The 14,938-nt window shown below is 64.4% G+C and carries 16 protein-coding genes; 8 read left to right on the top strand and 8 right to left on the bottom strand.

Features of this window, described 5'->3' with window-relative positions:
- Entirely contained in the window at positions 1-744 is a 744-nt protein-coding gene (locus BLT92_RS12755) for a phosphoglyceromutase (RefSeq protein WP_092106085.1), read from the top strand.
- Between the two features lie 11 nt (positions 745-755).
- On the opposite strand, the gene BLT92_RS12760 is transcribed toward BLT92_RS12755, so the two are convergent.
- A complete protein-coding gene (locus BLT92_RS12760; protein ID WP_092106087.1) occupies positions 756-1,691 on the bottom strand; it encodes a LysR family transcriptional regulator in 936 nt (311 codons plus the stop codon).
- Positions 1,692-1,762: 71 nt separating this feature from the next.
- Between BLT92_RS12760 and BLT92_RS12765 the strand changes: the two genes are divergently transcribed.
- Complete coding sequence (locus BLT92_RS12765; RefSeq protein ID WP_092106089.1) at positions 1,763-2,713, top strand: EamA family transporter; 951 nt, start codon at positions 1,763-1,765, stop codon at positions 2,711-2,713.
- Positions 2,714-2,802: 89 nt separating this feature from the next.
- Here the strand turns inward: BLT92_RS12765 and phoU are convergent, their stop codons facing one another.
- The gene (gene phoU / locus BLT92_RS12770) at positions 2,803-3,465 is read right to left on the bottom strand and encodes a phosphate signaling complex protein PhoU (RefSeq protein ID WP_092106092.1); all 663 of its coding nucleotides are present in this window, start codon (positions 3,463-3,465) and stop codon (positions 2,803-2,805) included.
- Between the two features lie 253 nt (positions 3,466-3,718).
- Here phoU and BLT92_RS12775 point away from each other — a divergent pair, with 253 nt between their 5' ends.
- Positions 3,719-5,107, top strand: a complete 1,389-nt coding sequence (locus BLT92_RS12775) for a sensor histidine kinase (protein WP_231938812.1) — start codon at positions 3,719-3,721, stop codon at positions 5,105-5,107.
- Positions 5,104-5,787, top strand: coding sequence for a response regulator transcription factor (locus tag BLT92_RS12780; protein ID WP_092106094.1), 684 nt, complete (start codon positions 5,104-5,106; stop codon positions 5,785-5,787). Before BLT92_RS12775 ends, BLT92_RS12780 begins: the two co-directional genes overlap by 4 nt.
- 86 nt (positions 5,788-5,873) lie before the next feature.
- On the opposite strand, the gene BLT92_RS12785 is transcribed toward BLT92_RS12780, so the two are convergent.
- On the bottom strand, positions 5,874-6,515 hold the full coding sequence (locus BLT92_RS12785; protein ID WP_231938813.1) for a BTB/POZ domain-containing protein: 642 nt from the start codon (positions 6,513-6,515) through the stop codon (positions 5,874-5,876).
- Between the two features lie 306 nt (positions 6,516-6,821).
- Between BLT92_RS12785 and BLT92_RS12790 the strand changes: the two genes are divergently transcribed.
- Genes BLT92_RS12790 through BLT92_RS12805 form a run of 4 tightly spaced genes read left to right on the top strand, consistent with a single transcriptional unit; the run spans position 6,822 to position 9,766 of the window.
- Positions 6,822-7,304, top strand: a complete 483-nt coding sequence (locus tag BLT92_RS12790; RefSeq protein WP_092106096.1) for a CarD family transcriptional regulator — start codon at positions 6,822-6,824, stop codon at positions 7,302-7,304.
- Between the two features lie 11 nt (positions 7,305-7,315).
- Positions 7,316-8,314 carry an IspD/TarI family cytidylyltransferase gene (locus BLT92_RS12795; RefSeq protein ID WP_092106098.1) on the top strand — a complete coding sequence of 333 codons (999 nt, stop codon included), beginning with the start codon at positions 7,316-7,318 and terminating at the stop codon, positions 8,312-8,314.
- Positions 8,311-8,835 (top strand): 2-C-methyl-D-erythritol 2,4-cyclodiphosphate synthase, encoded by a 525-nt coding sequence (gene ispF, locus BLT92_RS12800; protein WP_092106100.1) that lies wholly within the window; start codon positions 8,311-8,313, stop codon positions 8,833-8,835. The genes BLT92_RS12795 and ispF overlap by 4 nt, the downstream gene beginning before the upstream one ends.
- Positions 8,836-8,842: 7 nt before the next feature.
- Entirely contained in the window at positions 8,843-9,766 is a 924-nt protein-coding gene (locus BLT92_RS12805) for a hypothetical protein (protein ID WP_092106102.1), read from the top strand.
- Here the strand turns inward: BLT92_RS12805 and BLT92_RS12810 are convergent.
- From BLT92_RS12810 to BLT92_RS12830, 5 genes are all read right to left on the bottom strand, one after another.
- Positions 9,736-11,118 (bottom strand): amino acid permease, encoded by a 1,383-nt coding sequence (locus BLT92_RS12810; RefSeq protein WP_092106104.1) that lies wholly within the window; start codon positions 11,116-11,118, stop codon positions 9,736-9,738. The two genes, BLT92_RS12805 and BLT92_RS12810, sit on opposite strands and share 31 nt — an antisense overlap.
- Before the next feature lie 136 nt (positions 11,119-11,254).
- Positions 11,255-11,926: an MBL fold metallo-hydrolase gene (locus tag BLT92_RS12815; RefSeq protein WP_092106106.1), complete on the bottom strand. Its 672-nt coding sequence runs from the start codon at positions 11,924-11,926 to the stop codon at positions 11,255-11,257.
- Entirely contained in the window at positions 11,926-13,017 is a 1,092-nt protein-coding gene (locus BLT92_RS12820) for an S-(hydroxymethyl)mycothiol dehydrogenase (RefSeq protein ID WP_092106108.1), read from the bottom strand. The genes BLT92_RS12815 and BLT92_RS12820 overlap by 1 nt, the downstream gene beginning before the upstream one ends.
- 201 nt (positions 13,018-13,218) lie before the next feature.
- Entirely contained in the window at positions 13,219-13,323 is a 105-nt protein-coding gene (locus BLT92_RS12825; protein WP_092106110.1) for a methionine/alanine import family NSS transporter small subunit, read from the bottom strand.
- A gap of 2 nt (positions 13,324-13,325) precedes the next feature.
- A complete protein-coding gene (locus BLT92_RS12830) occupies positions 13,326-14,930 on the bottom strand; it encodes a sodium-dependent transporter (RefSeq protein ID WP_092106112.1) in 1,605 nt (534 codons plus the stop codon).
- Between the last annotated feature and the right edge of the window lie 8 nt (positions 14,931-14,938).

Here is a 14,938-nt window from a genome sequence, read left to right on the forward strand (position 1 = left end):
ATGACGCATAACCTCATCCTGCTGCGCCACGGCGAGAGCGAATGGAACCAGAAGAATCTGTTCACCGGTTGGGTCGACGTGACTCTGACGGACAAGGGCCGGGCGGAGGGCCAGCGGGCCGGAGAACTCCTGCGCGAGGCCGAGCTCATCCCCGACGTCGTGTACACCTCCCGTCTCAAGCGGGCCATCCTCACCTCGAACCTGGCGCTCGAGGCCGCCGACCTCTCCTGGCTCGACGTCCACCGCAGCTGGCGACTCAACGAACGTCACTACGGTGCTCTGCAGGGCAAGAATAAGAAGGAGATCCGCGAGGAGTTCGGCGAAGAGCAGTTCATGACCTGGCGCCGCTCCTTCGACACCCCGCCGCCGGCCCTCGGCGATGCCTCCGAGTTCTCACAGGCCGGGGACCCGCGTTACGCGAACCTCGGCGATTCCCTGCCTCGTACGGAATGCCTGGCCGATGTCATCGACCGTCTCCTGCCGTACTGGTACGACCGGCTCGTCCCCGAGCTCACCGTCGGACGCACCGTGCTCGTCGTCGCTCACGGCAATTCGCTGCGTGCCCTCGTCAAGCACCTCGACGGAATCTCCGACGCCGACATCACCGGCCTCAACATTCCCACCGGCATTCCGCTGCACTACGAGCTGACCGAGGACTTCACCCCCGTCAAGCCCGGCGGAACGTACCTCGATGCCGCCGCGGCCGAAGCTGCGATCGGCCAGGTCGCCAACCAGGGCCGCTGAGGCTCTGGCTCTCACATACTCGGACTCGCGTCCGCGACCTCCCCGGCAGCCGCCTCGGCGACCGCCTTCATCTGTTCGAGGAGAAGGCCGATCGCCGGTGAGGCGCTCATCGAGGCCCGCCACACGAGGTAGATCCAGCGGGCGATGCTGGGATCGTCGAGCTCGACGACGGTGACGTCGTCGGGCACGTGCGGGCGTCCCAGCCGCGGCACCAGCGCCAAGGCGCCCACCGCGCGGACGAACTCGATCTGCGTGTCGTACTCCATCGCCCAGTACTCGATCCGCGGCTCGGCATTGAGGGTGTCGAAGAGCGCGGTGAGCCAGCGGTGACAGACACCGTTGCGTGGGGCCGAGACGAAGACCTCGCCGAGGAGATCCTGCCGTCTCACCTGATCGTGTGAGGCCAAATGGTGGTCGCGGTGCATGACGATATCGGCACGGTCGATCGCGATGAGTTCGGAATTCAGTGTTGAGGGCAGCAGGGGAGAGGCCTCACGCCAGTCGAAGATGAGCGAGGCGTCGATCCGACCGGCCGTGACCATGTCGATGAGCTCATCGGGCTCCTCCTCGATGTTGGTGATCGTCAGCTCCGGAGCGGTGTCCTTGAGCAGCGGCAGGGAGGGCACCAGCACCCCGCGGATGCCGGTCGAGAACCCGCCCACAGTGATCCGACCTCGGGGTTCGCCCGATCTGGCCCTGGCCTCGGTCTCGAGGCTCTCGAGATCCTGGAGCAGCTCGGCACCGCGACGGCTGAGCTCGCGTCCCATCGGGGTCAGAGCGATCCCGCGTCCGGTGCGCTCGGTCACGGGTGCCCCGAGGTAGCGCGAGAGCTTCTGCATCTGATGGCTGATGGCCGCCGAGGTGTAGCCGAGTGCGTCTGCGGTCGCCGTGACGGATCCGGCCGAGTCGAGAGCGACGAGCGTACGCAGGGCGAGAGTATCAATCATCAAATTATTTTAACGAAACTACGCATTTATATTCAATGGAAATTTGATTCCGTGGCTGGGATCCTGGAAGCATGCGTCCCGTCCATTACATGCTCGCCCTGCTCGTCGTCGTCCTCTGGGGTGTCAACTTCATCTTCATCGACTTCGGCCTGCGGGACTGGCCACCGCTGCTCCTCGTCGCCGCCCGCTTCACCTTCGTCGTCATCCCGGCGATCTTCTTCGTGACGTTCCCACGCGGGAACCTCCGCCGCGTCCTGCTCATCGGCGTGTTCATGTCCGCGGGCCAGTTCGGCCTGCTCTACACCTCGATGTCCCTCGGTCTTCCCGCGGGGCTGGCCTCGATCGTCATCCAGATCCAGGCGGCATTCACCGTCCTCGTCGCCGCGCTCGCGCTGCGCGAGATTCCGAATCGACGCCAGCTCGTCGGCATCCTGATCGGACTCTCCGGGCTGGGCGTCATCGGGCTGAGCCTGCAGGCCTCAGTGCCGATCGCCGCTTTCCTCGTCGCCCTCGGCGCCTCCCTGTCGTGGGCGGTCGGGAATGTCATCGCCCGCGGCGTGAAGGAGGGAACCAACGGTGTGCAGATGACCGTGTGGTCGGCCCTCGTCGTGCCCGTGCCGATGTTCGCGCTCTCACTCCTCATCGATGGCCCCGCCGAGGTGGCTCATGCCCTGGCGCACCCGACCTGGGGTGTCGTGGCCTCGGTCGTCTACACCGCCGGCTGCGCCTCACTCATCGGCTATGTCATCTGGAACTCGCTGCTCGCCCGGTTCCCGGCCTCCCAGGTGGCACCGTTCTCGCTGCTCGTCCCGCTGGTCGGTGTGCTCTCGGCGTGGCTCGTCCTCGGTGACCGGCCCACGGCGCCCGAACTCATCGGCGGGGCCCTCTTGCTCCTGGGCGTCGCGGTCACGACGGGCGTGCTGAAGACCATCGGGCGCGGCCTCACCGGTCGGAAGCGGAGAAACCGAAGGGTCGTGGCCGGCGACATGCAGGAAGTCGGGCGCAGCGCAGGGCCACGGTAGACAGCAGAACGCCGAGGTGGCGGCCGGCCAGCCATCACCTCGGCGATCGTGCTTGTCTCATTTGCGGTGCCACCTCGGTGGCGGACCTGTCACTTCTTCGACAGGTAGGGCTCCCAGTTGCCGGTGAGCAGGTATTCGACCTTCTGGGATACGGACACCGCGTGGTCGCCGAAGCGTTCGTAGTAGCGCGAAAGCAGCGTGACATCGGCGATATGGCGGGGCGCAAGCGCACCGGCCGGTTCCTCAGCGAGCTTGGCGAAGACGCTCAAGTGCAGCTCGTCGAGCTCCTCGTCAATCGCGTTGATCGTGGGCACAGCGGTCAGGCCCGGGTTCGACAGCAGGTTCTCGGTCGCCTCGGCGATCTTCTCCCCGGACTCGCCCATCCGGGTGAACGTGTCGGCGAAGTGGTCGGGAATCGCCGACTCCGGGTAGCGGATGCGCACCTGCTGGGCGATGTGGCGAGCCAGGTCGCCCATGCGCTCGAGGGACGCGGACATCCGCAGGGAGCCGATGACCGCGCGCAGATCTGCGGCGACGGGGGCCTGCAGGGCAAGCATCTCAGCGGCCTGCTGGTCGAGCGCGTACTGCATGTGGTCGATCGTGGCGTCGGCCTCGATGACCTTCTCTGCCAGCTCGAGGTCGTTGCTGCGCAGGGCCTGGTTCGCCAGGCGAACGGCCTCGTGGACCTTGATGGACATGTCGACCAGCTGCGTGGCCAGCTCGTCCAGCTCATTTCTGAAGACTTCGCGCATTGACAACGGTTCCTTAATCTCGTGAATCTCTTGCGAGGCTGGCGTGCCTCATGTCGTCTTGGGGGCTCATCTCGTCTTGGGGTGGACAGTAGTCCGGATACGAGTGGCGATCCAGTCACGACCGGCACACTGTCGTCAGCTTTCCACGATTGGGTGAACAGTGTCTGGCATGCAGGTGAATTCCTCGGCAAAAGCGACGTTCCGGGGCCGATTCGGTGCGCCTGTGAAGCAGACTGCGCATAAACTTGATGACGTGGACCTCTTGATCGTAGCGGTCCTGACCGGCATCGTCGGTCTGGGACTGGGCATAGCGGGAATTCTGGCGTTTCGCTTCAGCGAACGCTCCCGTGATGCTGCCGATCTGCATTCCGAGGACGACTTGCCGGAGGGCATCGCCGAGGTGCTGGCCGTGCTGCCCTCGGCCGCGATCGTTCTCGACGCCGGCGACGACGTCGTCAAAGCATCCCCGGCCGCCTACACCTTCGGCCTGGTCAGAGGCCACTCCCTCGCCTCTCCCGAAATGCTGCGCATGGTCGGACGGGTCCGCTCCAGAGGCCTCATCGAAGAGATCGAGCTCGAACAGAAACGTGAGCAGGCGGACTCGGTGCTGCGTTTCCTCCATGCTCGCGTGGCTCCCTTGGGCACGGCCTTCGTCCTCGTCCTCTGCGACGATCAGACCGAGTCGAAGCGCGTCGATGCCGTTCGACGTGACTTCGTCGCCAACGTCTCCCACGAACTCAAGACCCCCATCGGTGCGATGTCGCTTCTGGCCGAGGCAGTGACCGACTTCGCCGACGATCCGCAGGCCGTCGAACGCTTCGGCGGCCGGATGCAGCGAGAGTCGAAGCGCCTGACCCAGCTGGTGCAGGAGATCATCGATCTCTCTCGCGTCCAGGACCATACGGCTCCGTCTGCGACGGAGAAGATCTCCGCCGCCGAGGTGGTCGACGATGCCGCTGACCGTGCCCGCACGCATGCGGAGGGCAAGAACATCCACATCGAGGTCTCACCTCCGAGCAGGCTGCTCATCGAAGGCAACTACGAGCTCCTCGTCAACGCAGTGCGCAACCTCATCGACAATGCGATCAACTACTCACCCGATGGGACTCGCATCGGCGTCGGCGTCGAACTCGTCGATGAACGCGTTGAGATCTCCGTGACCGACCAGGGCATCGGACTCTCCACCCAGGACACGGAGAGGGTCTTCGAGCGGTTCTACCGCGTCGACCCGGCCCGGTCGCGGATCACCGGCGGAACCGGGCTGGGGCTGAGCATCGTCAAGCACATCATCGCCACTCACGGTGGACAGGTGAAGGTCTGGAGCCGCCTCGGCAAGGGGTCGACCTTCACCATCGTGCTGCCGCTGGCAGGCAACGCTGCCGATGACGAGGCGACTTCCTCGGCGCCCGACGGGGTCCTCCTCGAGCACTCGGCTCAGGCCGAGGACGCAGATGCGACTGACGCGGATACCGGTGATGGAGATGCCGATGGCACAGATACCGGCGATGCGGATACCAGTGATGCAGATGCCGATGATTCGAGCGAACATGACGATGACGATGACAAGGATGTCAGCGCCGTGGAGAATGAGACAACCCAGGTTTTGACAACCGAAAGCGAACAAAGGAAGCTCACGACGTGACTCGAATTCTGCTTGTTGAGGACGAGGATTCGTTCTCGGACCCGCTGTCGTACCTGCTCGGCAAGGAAGGGTACGAGGTGACTGTTGCCGAAGATGGTTTGAAGGCTCTTGCAGACTTCGACCGCAACGGTGCCGACCTGGTTCTCCTCGATCTCATGTTGCCGGGAGTCTCCGGTACCGAGGTGTGTCGGGAGCTGCGCGCAAAATCCAATGTGCCGATCATCATGCTCACCGCCAAGGACTCGGAGATCGACAAGGTGGTGGGGCTCGAACTCGGCGCAGACGACTACGTCACCAAGCCCTACTCCTCCCGTGAGCTGCTGGCCCGAGTGCGAGCGGTGCTGCGACGCAACGTCGAATCGGAAGCCTTCGATGACGAGTCGGTGCTCGAAGCCGGGGGAGTGCGCATCGACGTCGAACGACACGTCGTCAGCGTCCGCGGCGACGAGCTGTCGATGCCGCTGAAGGAGTTCGAGCTGCTCGAGATCCTCATCCGCAACTCCGGCCGAGTGATGACCCGCGGCCAGCTCATCGATCGGATCTGGGGCGAAGACTACGTGGGGGACACGAAGACCCTCGACGTCCACGTCAAGCGTCTGCGTGCCAAGGTCGAGGAGAACCCGTCGGAGCCGCGCCTCCTTACCACAGTGCGCGGGCTCGGCTACAAGTTCGAGGCCTGATCGCCGGCATTCCTCCACAGCACAGAAAGAGCCGCCCGCATGCAGTGGGCGGCTCCTTCTGTGGTACGGCTCTCGTGCGGCTGTGGTCAGCCGTTGACTGCAGCTGACGCGCCCTGCTCGCCCGTCTGGCCGGTGGCGTCTGCTTCGCCCGTCTGGCCGGTTTCGCCGGAGGCGTCTGCCTCACCGGTCTGCGATGCCTCGCTGGTCTGAGTCGCTTCTTCGCTGGGCGACTCCGACGGCTCCTCGGTGGGAACGTACTCTTCGTAGTACGGGAGTGCGTTCGACAGGACCTGGGTCCGGATCGTCTTCTCGTCATCGCCGACCTTGACGGTGACGTCGGCCAGGTCGCCGGGCTGCGCCTTGAGGCTGTCGACGATGATGGGCTCCGAAGAGTCCGAGGCCGGGCTCTCGGGATCCTGCACGAAGGTCTCGCCGGCCTTGACCGACTCCGTCGTCTTCTTCCCGCCGACGTCCAAGGAGACCTTGGCGGAGGAGTCGCCCTTGTTGATGAGGGTGAAGAACAGCTGGGCCGGGCCCTCGCCGGATTCGTCCATGATGAGCATCAGACCGCGAACCTCGACGTCTCCGATCGATCCCCATGCACCGTCACCGGCGTTGTAGCTGTACTCAGCGGTCTGGTGCGGTGACAGCAGGCTTGCACAGCCGCTGACGGGAATGACGAGAGCGAGTGCGGCAACTGCGAGTGCCGCGCGGTTGTGCCGTTTCATTATGCTCCTTGAAGTGGCAATACAAGATCAATCTGTATACTACCCGGTTTTTGACCGGCCGTAGAACCGGAAATCAGACCGGACGCGTTCCGGTCGAAGGGGTTGGGCGGGGCTGAGTGCGTTTCGCTCGGGGAGCCCGGGCGGGGCCGCAGTGGTTCTGACCGTGGGATTGCCGACATCGCCCGAGATGAGCCCCGGGGGCTGAGCCGCACAGCGGAGCCTAGCATGAGGAATCCGTCCCCTGAACGATTTCTGTGGCGCGCCTCATGGTAAACTGGAAGTCCGCGAAAGGGGTTTGAAGAGAATATGAGTTTCCAGGTCGGCGACACTGTTGTCTATCCACATCACGGTGCAGCGACAATCCAAGAAATCAAAAAACGAACCATTAAAGGTGAGGAGAAACTGTATCTCAAGCTCCAGGTCGCCCATGGTGATCTAGTGATCGAGGTGCCGGCAGACAACTGTGACCTCGTCGGTGTCCGGGATGTCGTTGGTGAAGAAGGTGTGGAGAAGGTCTTCAACGTCCTCCGCGCCGAATTCGTCGAAGAGCCGACCAACTGGTCTCGTCGCTACAAGGCGAACCTTGAGAAGCTGCAGTCCGGTGACGTGATCAAGGTCGCCGAAGTCGTTCGTGACCTCTGGCGTCGCGAGCAGGATCGTGGCTTGTCGACCGGTGAGAAGCGCATGTTGTCCAAGGCTCGTCAGATCCTCGTTTCCGAACTCGCATTGGCCGAGAAGAAAGAGGAATCCGAAGCCGAGGCCATTCTGGACGAAGTGCTCGCGTCCTGAGTACCTGCGTCATCGTTCCGGCCGCAGGGTCGGGATCACGCCTCGGAAGTTCGGATCCGAAGGCCTTCGTCCGGGTGAACGGGAGGAGCCTTCTGGTTCGCAGTCTCGAGACGATCATCTCCTCGGGAGTTGCCTCCACAATTGTGGTTGCCGCTCCCGAGGAGTTTTTGATGCATGCCCGCAGCGAGATCGATTCCATTTTGAATTCGGCACAGAGAGATTCAAGTTCTGGGGTTTCTGGAATTCAAATCACGGCTGTAGCAGGCGGAAATGATCGAATAGAATCTGTGCAATTGGCCTTGCAACATGCTGGGGGCGCCGACATCGTGCTCGTCCACGATGCCGCCCGCGCGTTGACACCACCCGTGGTCTTCCGCCGCGTGGTCGCAGCAGTCCGTGCAGGCGCCGAGGCTGTCATCCCCGTCCTGCCCATGACCGACACCGTCCGCCGCGCGGAGTGCCGACCGGCACAGAACCACACGCACACTGAACCCGCGGCCCCTCAACAACCGCGCAGAGACGCCAACGAACCGCGCACACATGCAAACGATCCGCGGAACGATCCGCGCACAGGCGCCAACGGTCCGCGCACAGGCGCCAACGGTCCGCGCACAGGCGCCAACGGTTGGCAAGTCCTGGTCGAATCCGACGCCGAAATCGACCAGGACTTACCGACCGTTGAGGTCCTCCACGGTGATCTCGACCGCTCGAGCCTCCGTCGGGTTCAAACTCCGCAGGGTTTCACAGCTTCCGCACTGCGCCGAGCACACGAGAGATACACCACCGATCTGGCAGCCATGGGTCCTGGCGTCGTCGCAGCCACGGACGATGCGGGGCTCATCGAGCGCCTCGGAGTCGACGTTGTCGCCGTCGACGGTGATGATGAAGCGCTGAAGATCACCTATCCTCTCGATCTCGTGCTCGGCGAGCACATCGCGAGGAAGCGGGATGCGACGACGAGGGACGACACGATGAGGGATGCCGCGAACGAACAAGGAGAGCGACCATGACCATGGTGATTCCGCGCACCGGGATCGGAGTGGACGTCCACTCTTACTCCGACGATCGCGAACGTCAACTCTGGGTGGCGGGACTGCTCTGGCCCGGCGAACGCGGGCTCGAAGGCCACTCCGATTCCGACGTCGCCGCCCATGCGTGCTGCGATGCGCTGTTCTCCGCCGCCGGCATCGGCGATCTTGGCCAGCATTTCGGCGTCGACCGTCCCGAATTCGCCGGAGCTTCCGGGGCCACTCTCCTCGCCGAGGCGGCACGGCAGGTTCGCGCTGCAGGTTTCGAGATCGGCAATGTCTCCGTCCAGGTCATCGGCAACCGTCCGAAGATCGGCACCAGACGGATCGAAGCCCAACGGGCTCTGTCCCAGGCCGCCGGTGCTGCCGTATCGGTGTCCGGGACGACGACCGATGCACTCGGCCTGACAGGTCGCGGCGAAGGCATTGCGGCGATCGCGAATGCTCTTGTCTATCCGGTTGCGCACGGCGACGATTCGGCTGCGCCGCCGACAGTGCAGTGAGTTCGGTATGAAGGTCGTGTTCCAAGGTGCCGGGGCGATCGGCATCGCAGCCGCTGCGCTGTTCGGCAAACGGCACGAAGCGGTCGTGGTCTCACGCTCTGCTGGTTCGGCTCCCGACGCTGCACATTCCCCAGACGCAGCACATTCTCCGGACACAGTGCATTCCCGGGAGGCTGCATACCCGCGGCAGGTGGGCTTCCTCGGGAAGGGGTCTGCTCGACGGGTGCCCGTGGTCGATTGGGCTGCGGTGAGTTCGGACTCGTGGGACCTCGTGGTGCTCACGACTCGACCGGGCGACCTCGACGACTCGGTGGCCGCCTCGATCGTCTCTCTTCGCCCCGGCATCATCGCGATCACCAGCCAGGTCGACGGGGACCAGGAGGTTGCGGGGTCGATGTTCCCTGATTCCGAAGTCCTCGTCTTCTCGCCTGCGCTCCTGTCCGAGCGGACGACTGGCCGCAACGTCCGTTACTGGCAACCGCCCGGGATGCCTGTGTTCATGGCCAGCGGCCGCCGGGAGACCGTGGGAGAACTGCGCCGCGAGCTCGGCGGCCTCCTCGTCGGAGTCCCGGCCGCAATGGTCTCCGGACCGCCCGCGGTGTTCATTCCCTACGTCGCTGAGCTGAGCATCCGTGAGGGGAGCTGGACTGAGTTGAGGACTCACCTGCGAAGACCCGCGCGGGCCTCCGCCGAGGCTGTTTATGCCGTCACCGGCATCCGGGTGCCGATGTCGGTCCGAGTCGCGGGGCTCGTACTGGACGCATTGGATCGATTCGTCCCCATCGACGTCAGCGAGTACGCGGGCCGACACTTCGGCCGTCACGAGGGCCAGACCCGCGACATGCTCGACGGCTGGATCGTGCGAGAAGCCGAACGCGCACCGGCACTGCGCGAACTGGCTCAGGCCCTGCGCTTGCGTGTGACCAGGTAGCCGATTCCGTAGAGCGCGGCAGAGAAGACCAGGGTGCCCAGAATCTGGGTGCGCACTGATTCCACGGTCAGGCCGAGGATGATGATCATCGCGATCCCCGCCAGCGTCGCATAGGACAGCCAGGGGAAGAGCCACATCTTCAAGGGCAGCTCCTCGCCGGCGGCTTCGGCACGGCGCCGGATGATGATCTGGGACACCAGGGTCACGACCCACGTGACGATGAGCGTGGACCCGACGATGTTGAGCAGCACCCCGAGCACCTCGGCGGCCCAGAAGTAGTTCAGCGCCACTGCCACGAAGCCGAACGCCGAGGTGGCCAGGACCGCGGCCACCGGAACGCCGCGTTTGGTCGTGCTGCCCAGTCCCGCCGGCAGCATTCTCCGCTCGGACATGGAGAACGCCATTCTCGAGGCGCCGTAGATGTTGGCATTCATCGACGACAGCAGCGCGATGACGATGACCGCGGCCAGAAGCGAGGCGATGACCGGAAGACCGGCAGTGTTGAGGACCGCGACGAAGGGCGACTCGGTCAGCCGTTCGTCGTTCCAGTCGAGGACGAGGACGATGACCGCCACGGAACCAATGTAGAGGAACAGGATGCGCCACACGATGGTCTTGATCGCCTGGGTCACGCTGCGGCTGGGGTCCGCGGTCTCGGCCGCAGCGACCGCCACGATCTCGATGCCACCGAAGGCGAAGGCCACGACGAGGAGACCGGCGGCGACTCCGGGTAGCCCGGTGGGCATGAATCCGTCGGTGAAGACGGCCGCAGGCGGTTCCGCGGGAGTCCAGCCGAACAGGTATGCGGCACCGAGGACGAGGAACAGAGTCACGAACGCGACCTTGATGAGGGAGAACCAGAACTCGAACTCACCGAAGCTGCCCGAGGTGGTGAGGTTGATCGCGGTGAAGATGACCATGATGGCCAGGGCGATGACCCATTGCGGGATCGCTGGGATGTAGTTGGCCGCGATCTGCGCGGCGGCGGTGGCTTCTGCGGCGACGACGAGGCAGAGCTGGACCCACCACAGGGCTCCGACGGCGAATGCGGCCGCCGGACCCATGGCTCGGCCGGCGTAGTGGGAGAAGGCCCCGGGGTTCGGATCGGCGGCCACGAGCTCTCCGAGGGCGCGCATGACGAAGATGACGATGAGTCCGGCCACCACGTAGGAGATGAGGACGGCTGGACCGGCAGCCTGGACGCCGGCGCCCGAGCCGACGAAGAGGCCGGCGCCGATCGCCGACCCGAGGCTCATCATGACCAGGTGGCGAGGCTTCATTCCGACTTTGAGGCCGGCCCCGAACTGCGCTGTCTCAGGTGTCACCGAGGCTGATGACGAGTCTGCGGGCACGGGGGACTGCGGCGATTGAGATTCAGGCACCAGATGAGTCTAACCTCCCACCACAATTGTGAGACAGCACGGTGGGGACGAAGAGATGCCGTGGTCGCAGATCTGCGACCACGGCATCGTCAGCGGTTGAAGAGTCTCACTCTCCGCGTTTGATCCAGCCCTCCAGGGACGGAGCTTCGGAACCGATCGATGTCGAAGGACCGTGTCCGGTGAGGACGACCGTGGCGGCAGGGAGTTTGAACAGGACATCCCTGATCGATTCGATGATCGTATCGAAGCTCGAATGCGAGCGCCCGGTCGCTCCCGGGCCGCCGTGGAAGAGCGTGTCTCCGGAGAAGAGCACCGGGCCGACTGCGCTGCCTGCGCCCGCCGAGGCGGGAACCGGCAGCCCGGTTTCGATGAAGAAGCAGGTCGAACCGGGAGAGTGGCCGGGAGTGTGCAGGGCCTTGACCCTCACCCCACCGACGTTCCAGGTGTCTCCGTCGGAGATCTCCGCATCGGGGCGGTAGCTGTCATAGGTCATGTCCCACAGGACGTGGTCGGCGGGGTTGAGATGGACGGGCGGGTTGCCCACACGATGGGCGAAGTCGCGCACGACTCCGACGTGGTCATCGTGACCGTGGGTCAGCAGGATCGCCTTGACCTCTCGCGCCCCGACCTTCTCCGCGATGGCGTTGACGTCGTGCGCGGGATCGATGACGATGACTTCGGAGTCGTCGCCGACGATCCAGACGTTGTTGTCGACGTCCCAGGTCCCGCCGTCGAGCGAGAACGTGCCGGACGTGACGAGATGCTCGATTGCCGTCATCAGAACTCCACCACCGATCGCAGTACTTTGCCTTGGCTCATCTTCTCGAATGCCTCCTCGACGTCGCCGATTCCGATGCGCTCGGACACGAACTTCTCCAACGGTACGCGCCCCTGCTGGTACAGGTCGACGAGCATCGGGAAATCCCGCTCGGGCAGGCAGTCGCCGTACCAGGAGGACTTCAGGCGGCCACCGCGGCCGAAGACGTCGAGCAGAGGCACGCTGAGCTCCATCTCCGGAGTCGGAACGCCCACGAGCACCACGGTGCCTGCGAGATCACGACCGTAGAAGGCCTGACGCCAGGTCTCCGGACGGCCCACAGCGTCGATGGCGACATCGGCGCCGAAGCCTCCGGTCAGCTCCTGGATCGCCGCGACGACCTCGTCCTCGCTCTTGCCGCGAGTGTTGACCGTATGGGTGGCGCCGAGTTCCTTTGCCCACTCGAGCTTCGTATCATCGATGTCGAGCGCGATGATCGTGCCCGCACCGGCTAGGGCCGAACCGGCGATGGATGCGCAGCCGACGCCGCCGCAGCCGATGACCGCCACCGACTTGCCGCGGGTGACTTCGCCCGTGTTGATGGCCGCGCCGATTCCGGCCATGACGCCGCACCCCAGCAGACCCACGACAGCGGGATCAGCCTCGGGGGCCTTCGTGCACTGTCCGGCCGCGACCAGGGTCTTCTCTGCGAAGGAACCGATGCCCAGCGCTGCCTCGAGCTCGGTGCCATCGGGCAGCGTCATCTTCTGGGAGGCGTTGTGGGTGTCGAAGCAGTACCAGGGTTCCCCGCGCTTGCAGGCCCGGCACTCGCCGCAGATCGCACGCCAGTTGAGGATGACGAAATCGCCCACCTCGACGTCGGTGACGCCTTCGCCGATCTCTGAGACCGTGCCGGCTGATTCGTGGCCGAGCAGGAACGGGTAGTCGTCGCTGATTCCGCCCTCGCGGTAGTGGAAGTCCGTGTGGCAGACGCCGCACGACTTCACATCGACGATGACCTCGCCCGGGCCCGGATCGGGGATGACGATGTCGGTGAGTTCGACCGGCGCTCCCTTGCTGCGGGAGATGACACCTTTGACGGTCTGTGGCATTGCGTCTCCTAGTGCTGTGGGCAGTGGTCAGGACCTTGTGCGCTGAGGCTGATCAAGGTCATATGCACGCCCGACGATGAGTTCGTACAGCCCCACCCTAACCAGGCACGGCTCTCACGACCAGTGCGCGTCGCCGAATGAGAAGACGGCCCGATCCCCATGTCGGGAATCGGGCCGTCTGCGCTCAGATCGGCGGCGCGCTCACTCCTCGTCGGGGTGCTTGCGCAGGTGCACGATCGCGGCTCCGAGGCCGCCCCACACGGTGACGATGGCGATGATCATCATGACGATGGCTGATGTGCCCATGGTCAGACTCCCTTGTTCTCGTTGGCGGACGTTCCATTGTCAGTCGTTCCATTGGCGGACTTGCCTGTGGCGGTGTTCTCGTTGGCGACCGAGTCGGCGATCGCGGCGTCCATCTCAGCCAAAGTCGTCTTCGGCCACCTGATGAGCGAGAGCACGACCGCGGCAACGATGAGGACGCCGATCATGCCCCAGCCGAAGGTGCCGGTGATCAGACCCGGATATCCCTCATAGCCTTCGGTGATGAAGGTGATGATCTGCGTGATGAGCATGTAGACGAGCACCACGCCGGTGATCGAGATGAGGATCATCCAGGTGATGCCGAGCTTGAAGCTCGACACCGCGTTGAGGTGGCGGCTGAACATCGGCAGCTTGCGCAGCAGCCAGCCCACGGAGACGATCGCGAGGACGGCCGAGCCGACGATGCCGATGTTGTTGGCCCAGGCGTCCATGGTGTCCAGGGCGTACAGGCCGGTGACCGTGGGCATGAGCAGAATCGAGATGACCGCCATGCCGCCGCCGACGAAGAGCGTCGAGGATTTGTTGCCCACGCCGAACTTCTCGCGCAGAGCCTGGACGGGTACCTGGACGATTGAGATCATCGATGTCAATCCGGCGAAGACGAGGCAGGCGAAGAACACGAAGCCGAAGATCGGCCCGCCCGGCATCTCGGAGATCAGGGCCGGGAAGCCGACGAAGGCCAGGCCGATGCCGTCGGTGGCCACGTCTGCGACCTCGACTCCCTGCGCCGCGGCCATGAAGCCGAGTGCGGCGAAGATGCCGATGCCGGCGAGGATCTCGAACGCGGAGTTCGAGAAGCCGACGACGAGGCCGGCGCCGGTGAGGTTCGTCTTCTTCTTCAGGTATGAGGCGTAGGTGATCATGATGCCGAAGGCGATCGACAGAGAGAAGAAGATCTGTCCGTAGGCCGCAATCCACACTCCTGGATCCGCCAGCGCTGCGAAGTCCGGAGTGAAGAGGGCGTTCAATCCCTCGGCGGCACCGGGGAGGAACAGCGAACGGACGACCAGCGCGAGGAACAGGACGATGAGCAGCGGGATGAAGATCTTCGAGAAGCGGGCGATGCCCTTCTGCACACCCAGCAGAAGGATGCCTAGGACGAGGATCCAGACGATGATCACGGGAATGAGCACGGCCGGGACGAACTCGAACGAGATGCCCGGATCGCCCATCTTGAGGTATTCGCCGAAGAAGAATCCCTCTGCGTCGTCGCCCCAGGCCTCATTGAGCGAGAAGATCATGTACGAACCCGCCCAGGCCATGATCGCGGCATAGTAGATGCCGATGACGATCGCGATGCCCGTGGCGAACCAGCCGATCGGTTCCGCCGACTTGTGCACCATGCGGTAGGCCAGCGGAGCCGATCCTCGGGACCGGTGGCCCATCGCATAATAGAAGAAGAGCAGCGGGATTCCTGCGGTCAGCAGTGCGACCAGGTACGGGATGATGAAGGCCCCGCCGCCGTTGTCGTAGGTCACGTATGGGAAGCGCCAGATGTTGCCGAGGCCGACCGCCGAGCCGATTGCCGCGAAGATGAACGCGGAACGGGAGACGAAGACCTCCCTCTGGGGTGCTTTGGTGGAAGACATGGTGTGTC

It is taken from the genome of Brevibacterium picturae, from assembly GCF_900105045.1.
Lineage (GTDB): Bacteria > Actinomycetota > Actinomycetes > Actinomycetales > Brevibacteriaceae > Brevibacterium > Brevibacterium picturae.

Bases quoted from the DNA above. Each gene is read 5' to 3' on its own strand.
- BLT92_RS12755 (WP_092106085.1), top strand. From the start codon at position 1: ATGACGCATAACCTCATCCTGCTGCGCCACGGCGAGAGCGAATGGAAC.
- BLT92_RS12760 (WP_092106087.1), bottom strand. From the start codon at position 1,691: ATGATTGATACTCTCGCCCTGCGTACGCTCGTCGCTCTCGACTCGGCC.
- BLT92_RS12765 (WP_092106089.1), top strand. From the start codon at position 1,763: ATGCGTCCCGTCCATTACATGCTCGCCCTGCTCGTCGTCGTCCTCTGG.
- phoU (WP_092106092.1), bottom strand. From the start codon at position 3,465: ATGCGCGAAGTCTTCAGAAATGAGCTGGACGAGCTGGCCACGCAGCTG.
- BLT92_RS12785 (WP_231938813.1), bottom strand. From the start codon at position 6,515: ATGAAACGGCACAACCGCGCGGCACTCGCAGTTGCCGCACTCGCTCTC.
- BLT92_RS12790 (WP_092106096.1), top strand. From the start codon at position 6,822: ATGAGTTTCCAGGTCGGCGACACTGTTGTCTATCCACATCACGGTGCA.
- ispF (WP_092106100.1), top strand. From the start codon at position 8,311: ATGACCATGGTGATTCCGCGCACCGGGATCGGAGTGGACGTCCACTCT.
- BLT92_RS12805 (WP_092106102.1), top strand. From the start codon at position 8,843: ATGAAGGTCGTGTTCCAAGGTGCCGGGGCGATCGGCATCGCAGCCGCT.
- BLT92_RS12815 (WP_092106106.1), bottom strand. From the start codon at position 11,926: ATGACGGCAATCGAGCATCTCGTCACGTCCGGCACGTTCTCGCTCGAC.
- BLT92_RS12820 (WP_092106108.1), bottom strand. From the start codon at position 13,017: ATGCCACAGACCGTCAAAGGTGTCATCTCCCGCAGCAAGGGAGCGCCG.
- BLT92_RS12825 (WP_092106110.1), bottom strand. From the start codon at position 13,323: ATGGGCACATCAGCCATCGTCATGATGATCATCGCCATCGTCACCGTG.
- BLT92_RS12830 (WP_092106112.1), bottom strand. From the start codon at position 14,930: ATGTCTTCCACCAAAGCACCCCAGAGGGAGGTCTTCGTCTCCCGTTCC.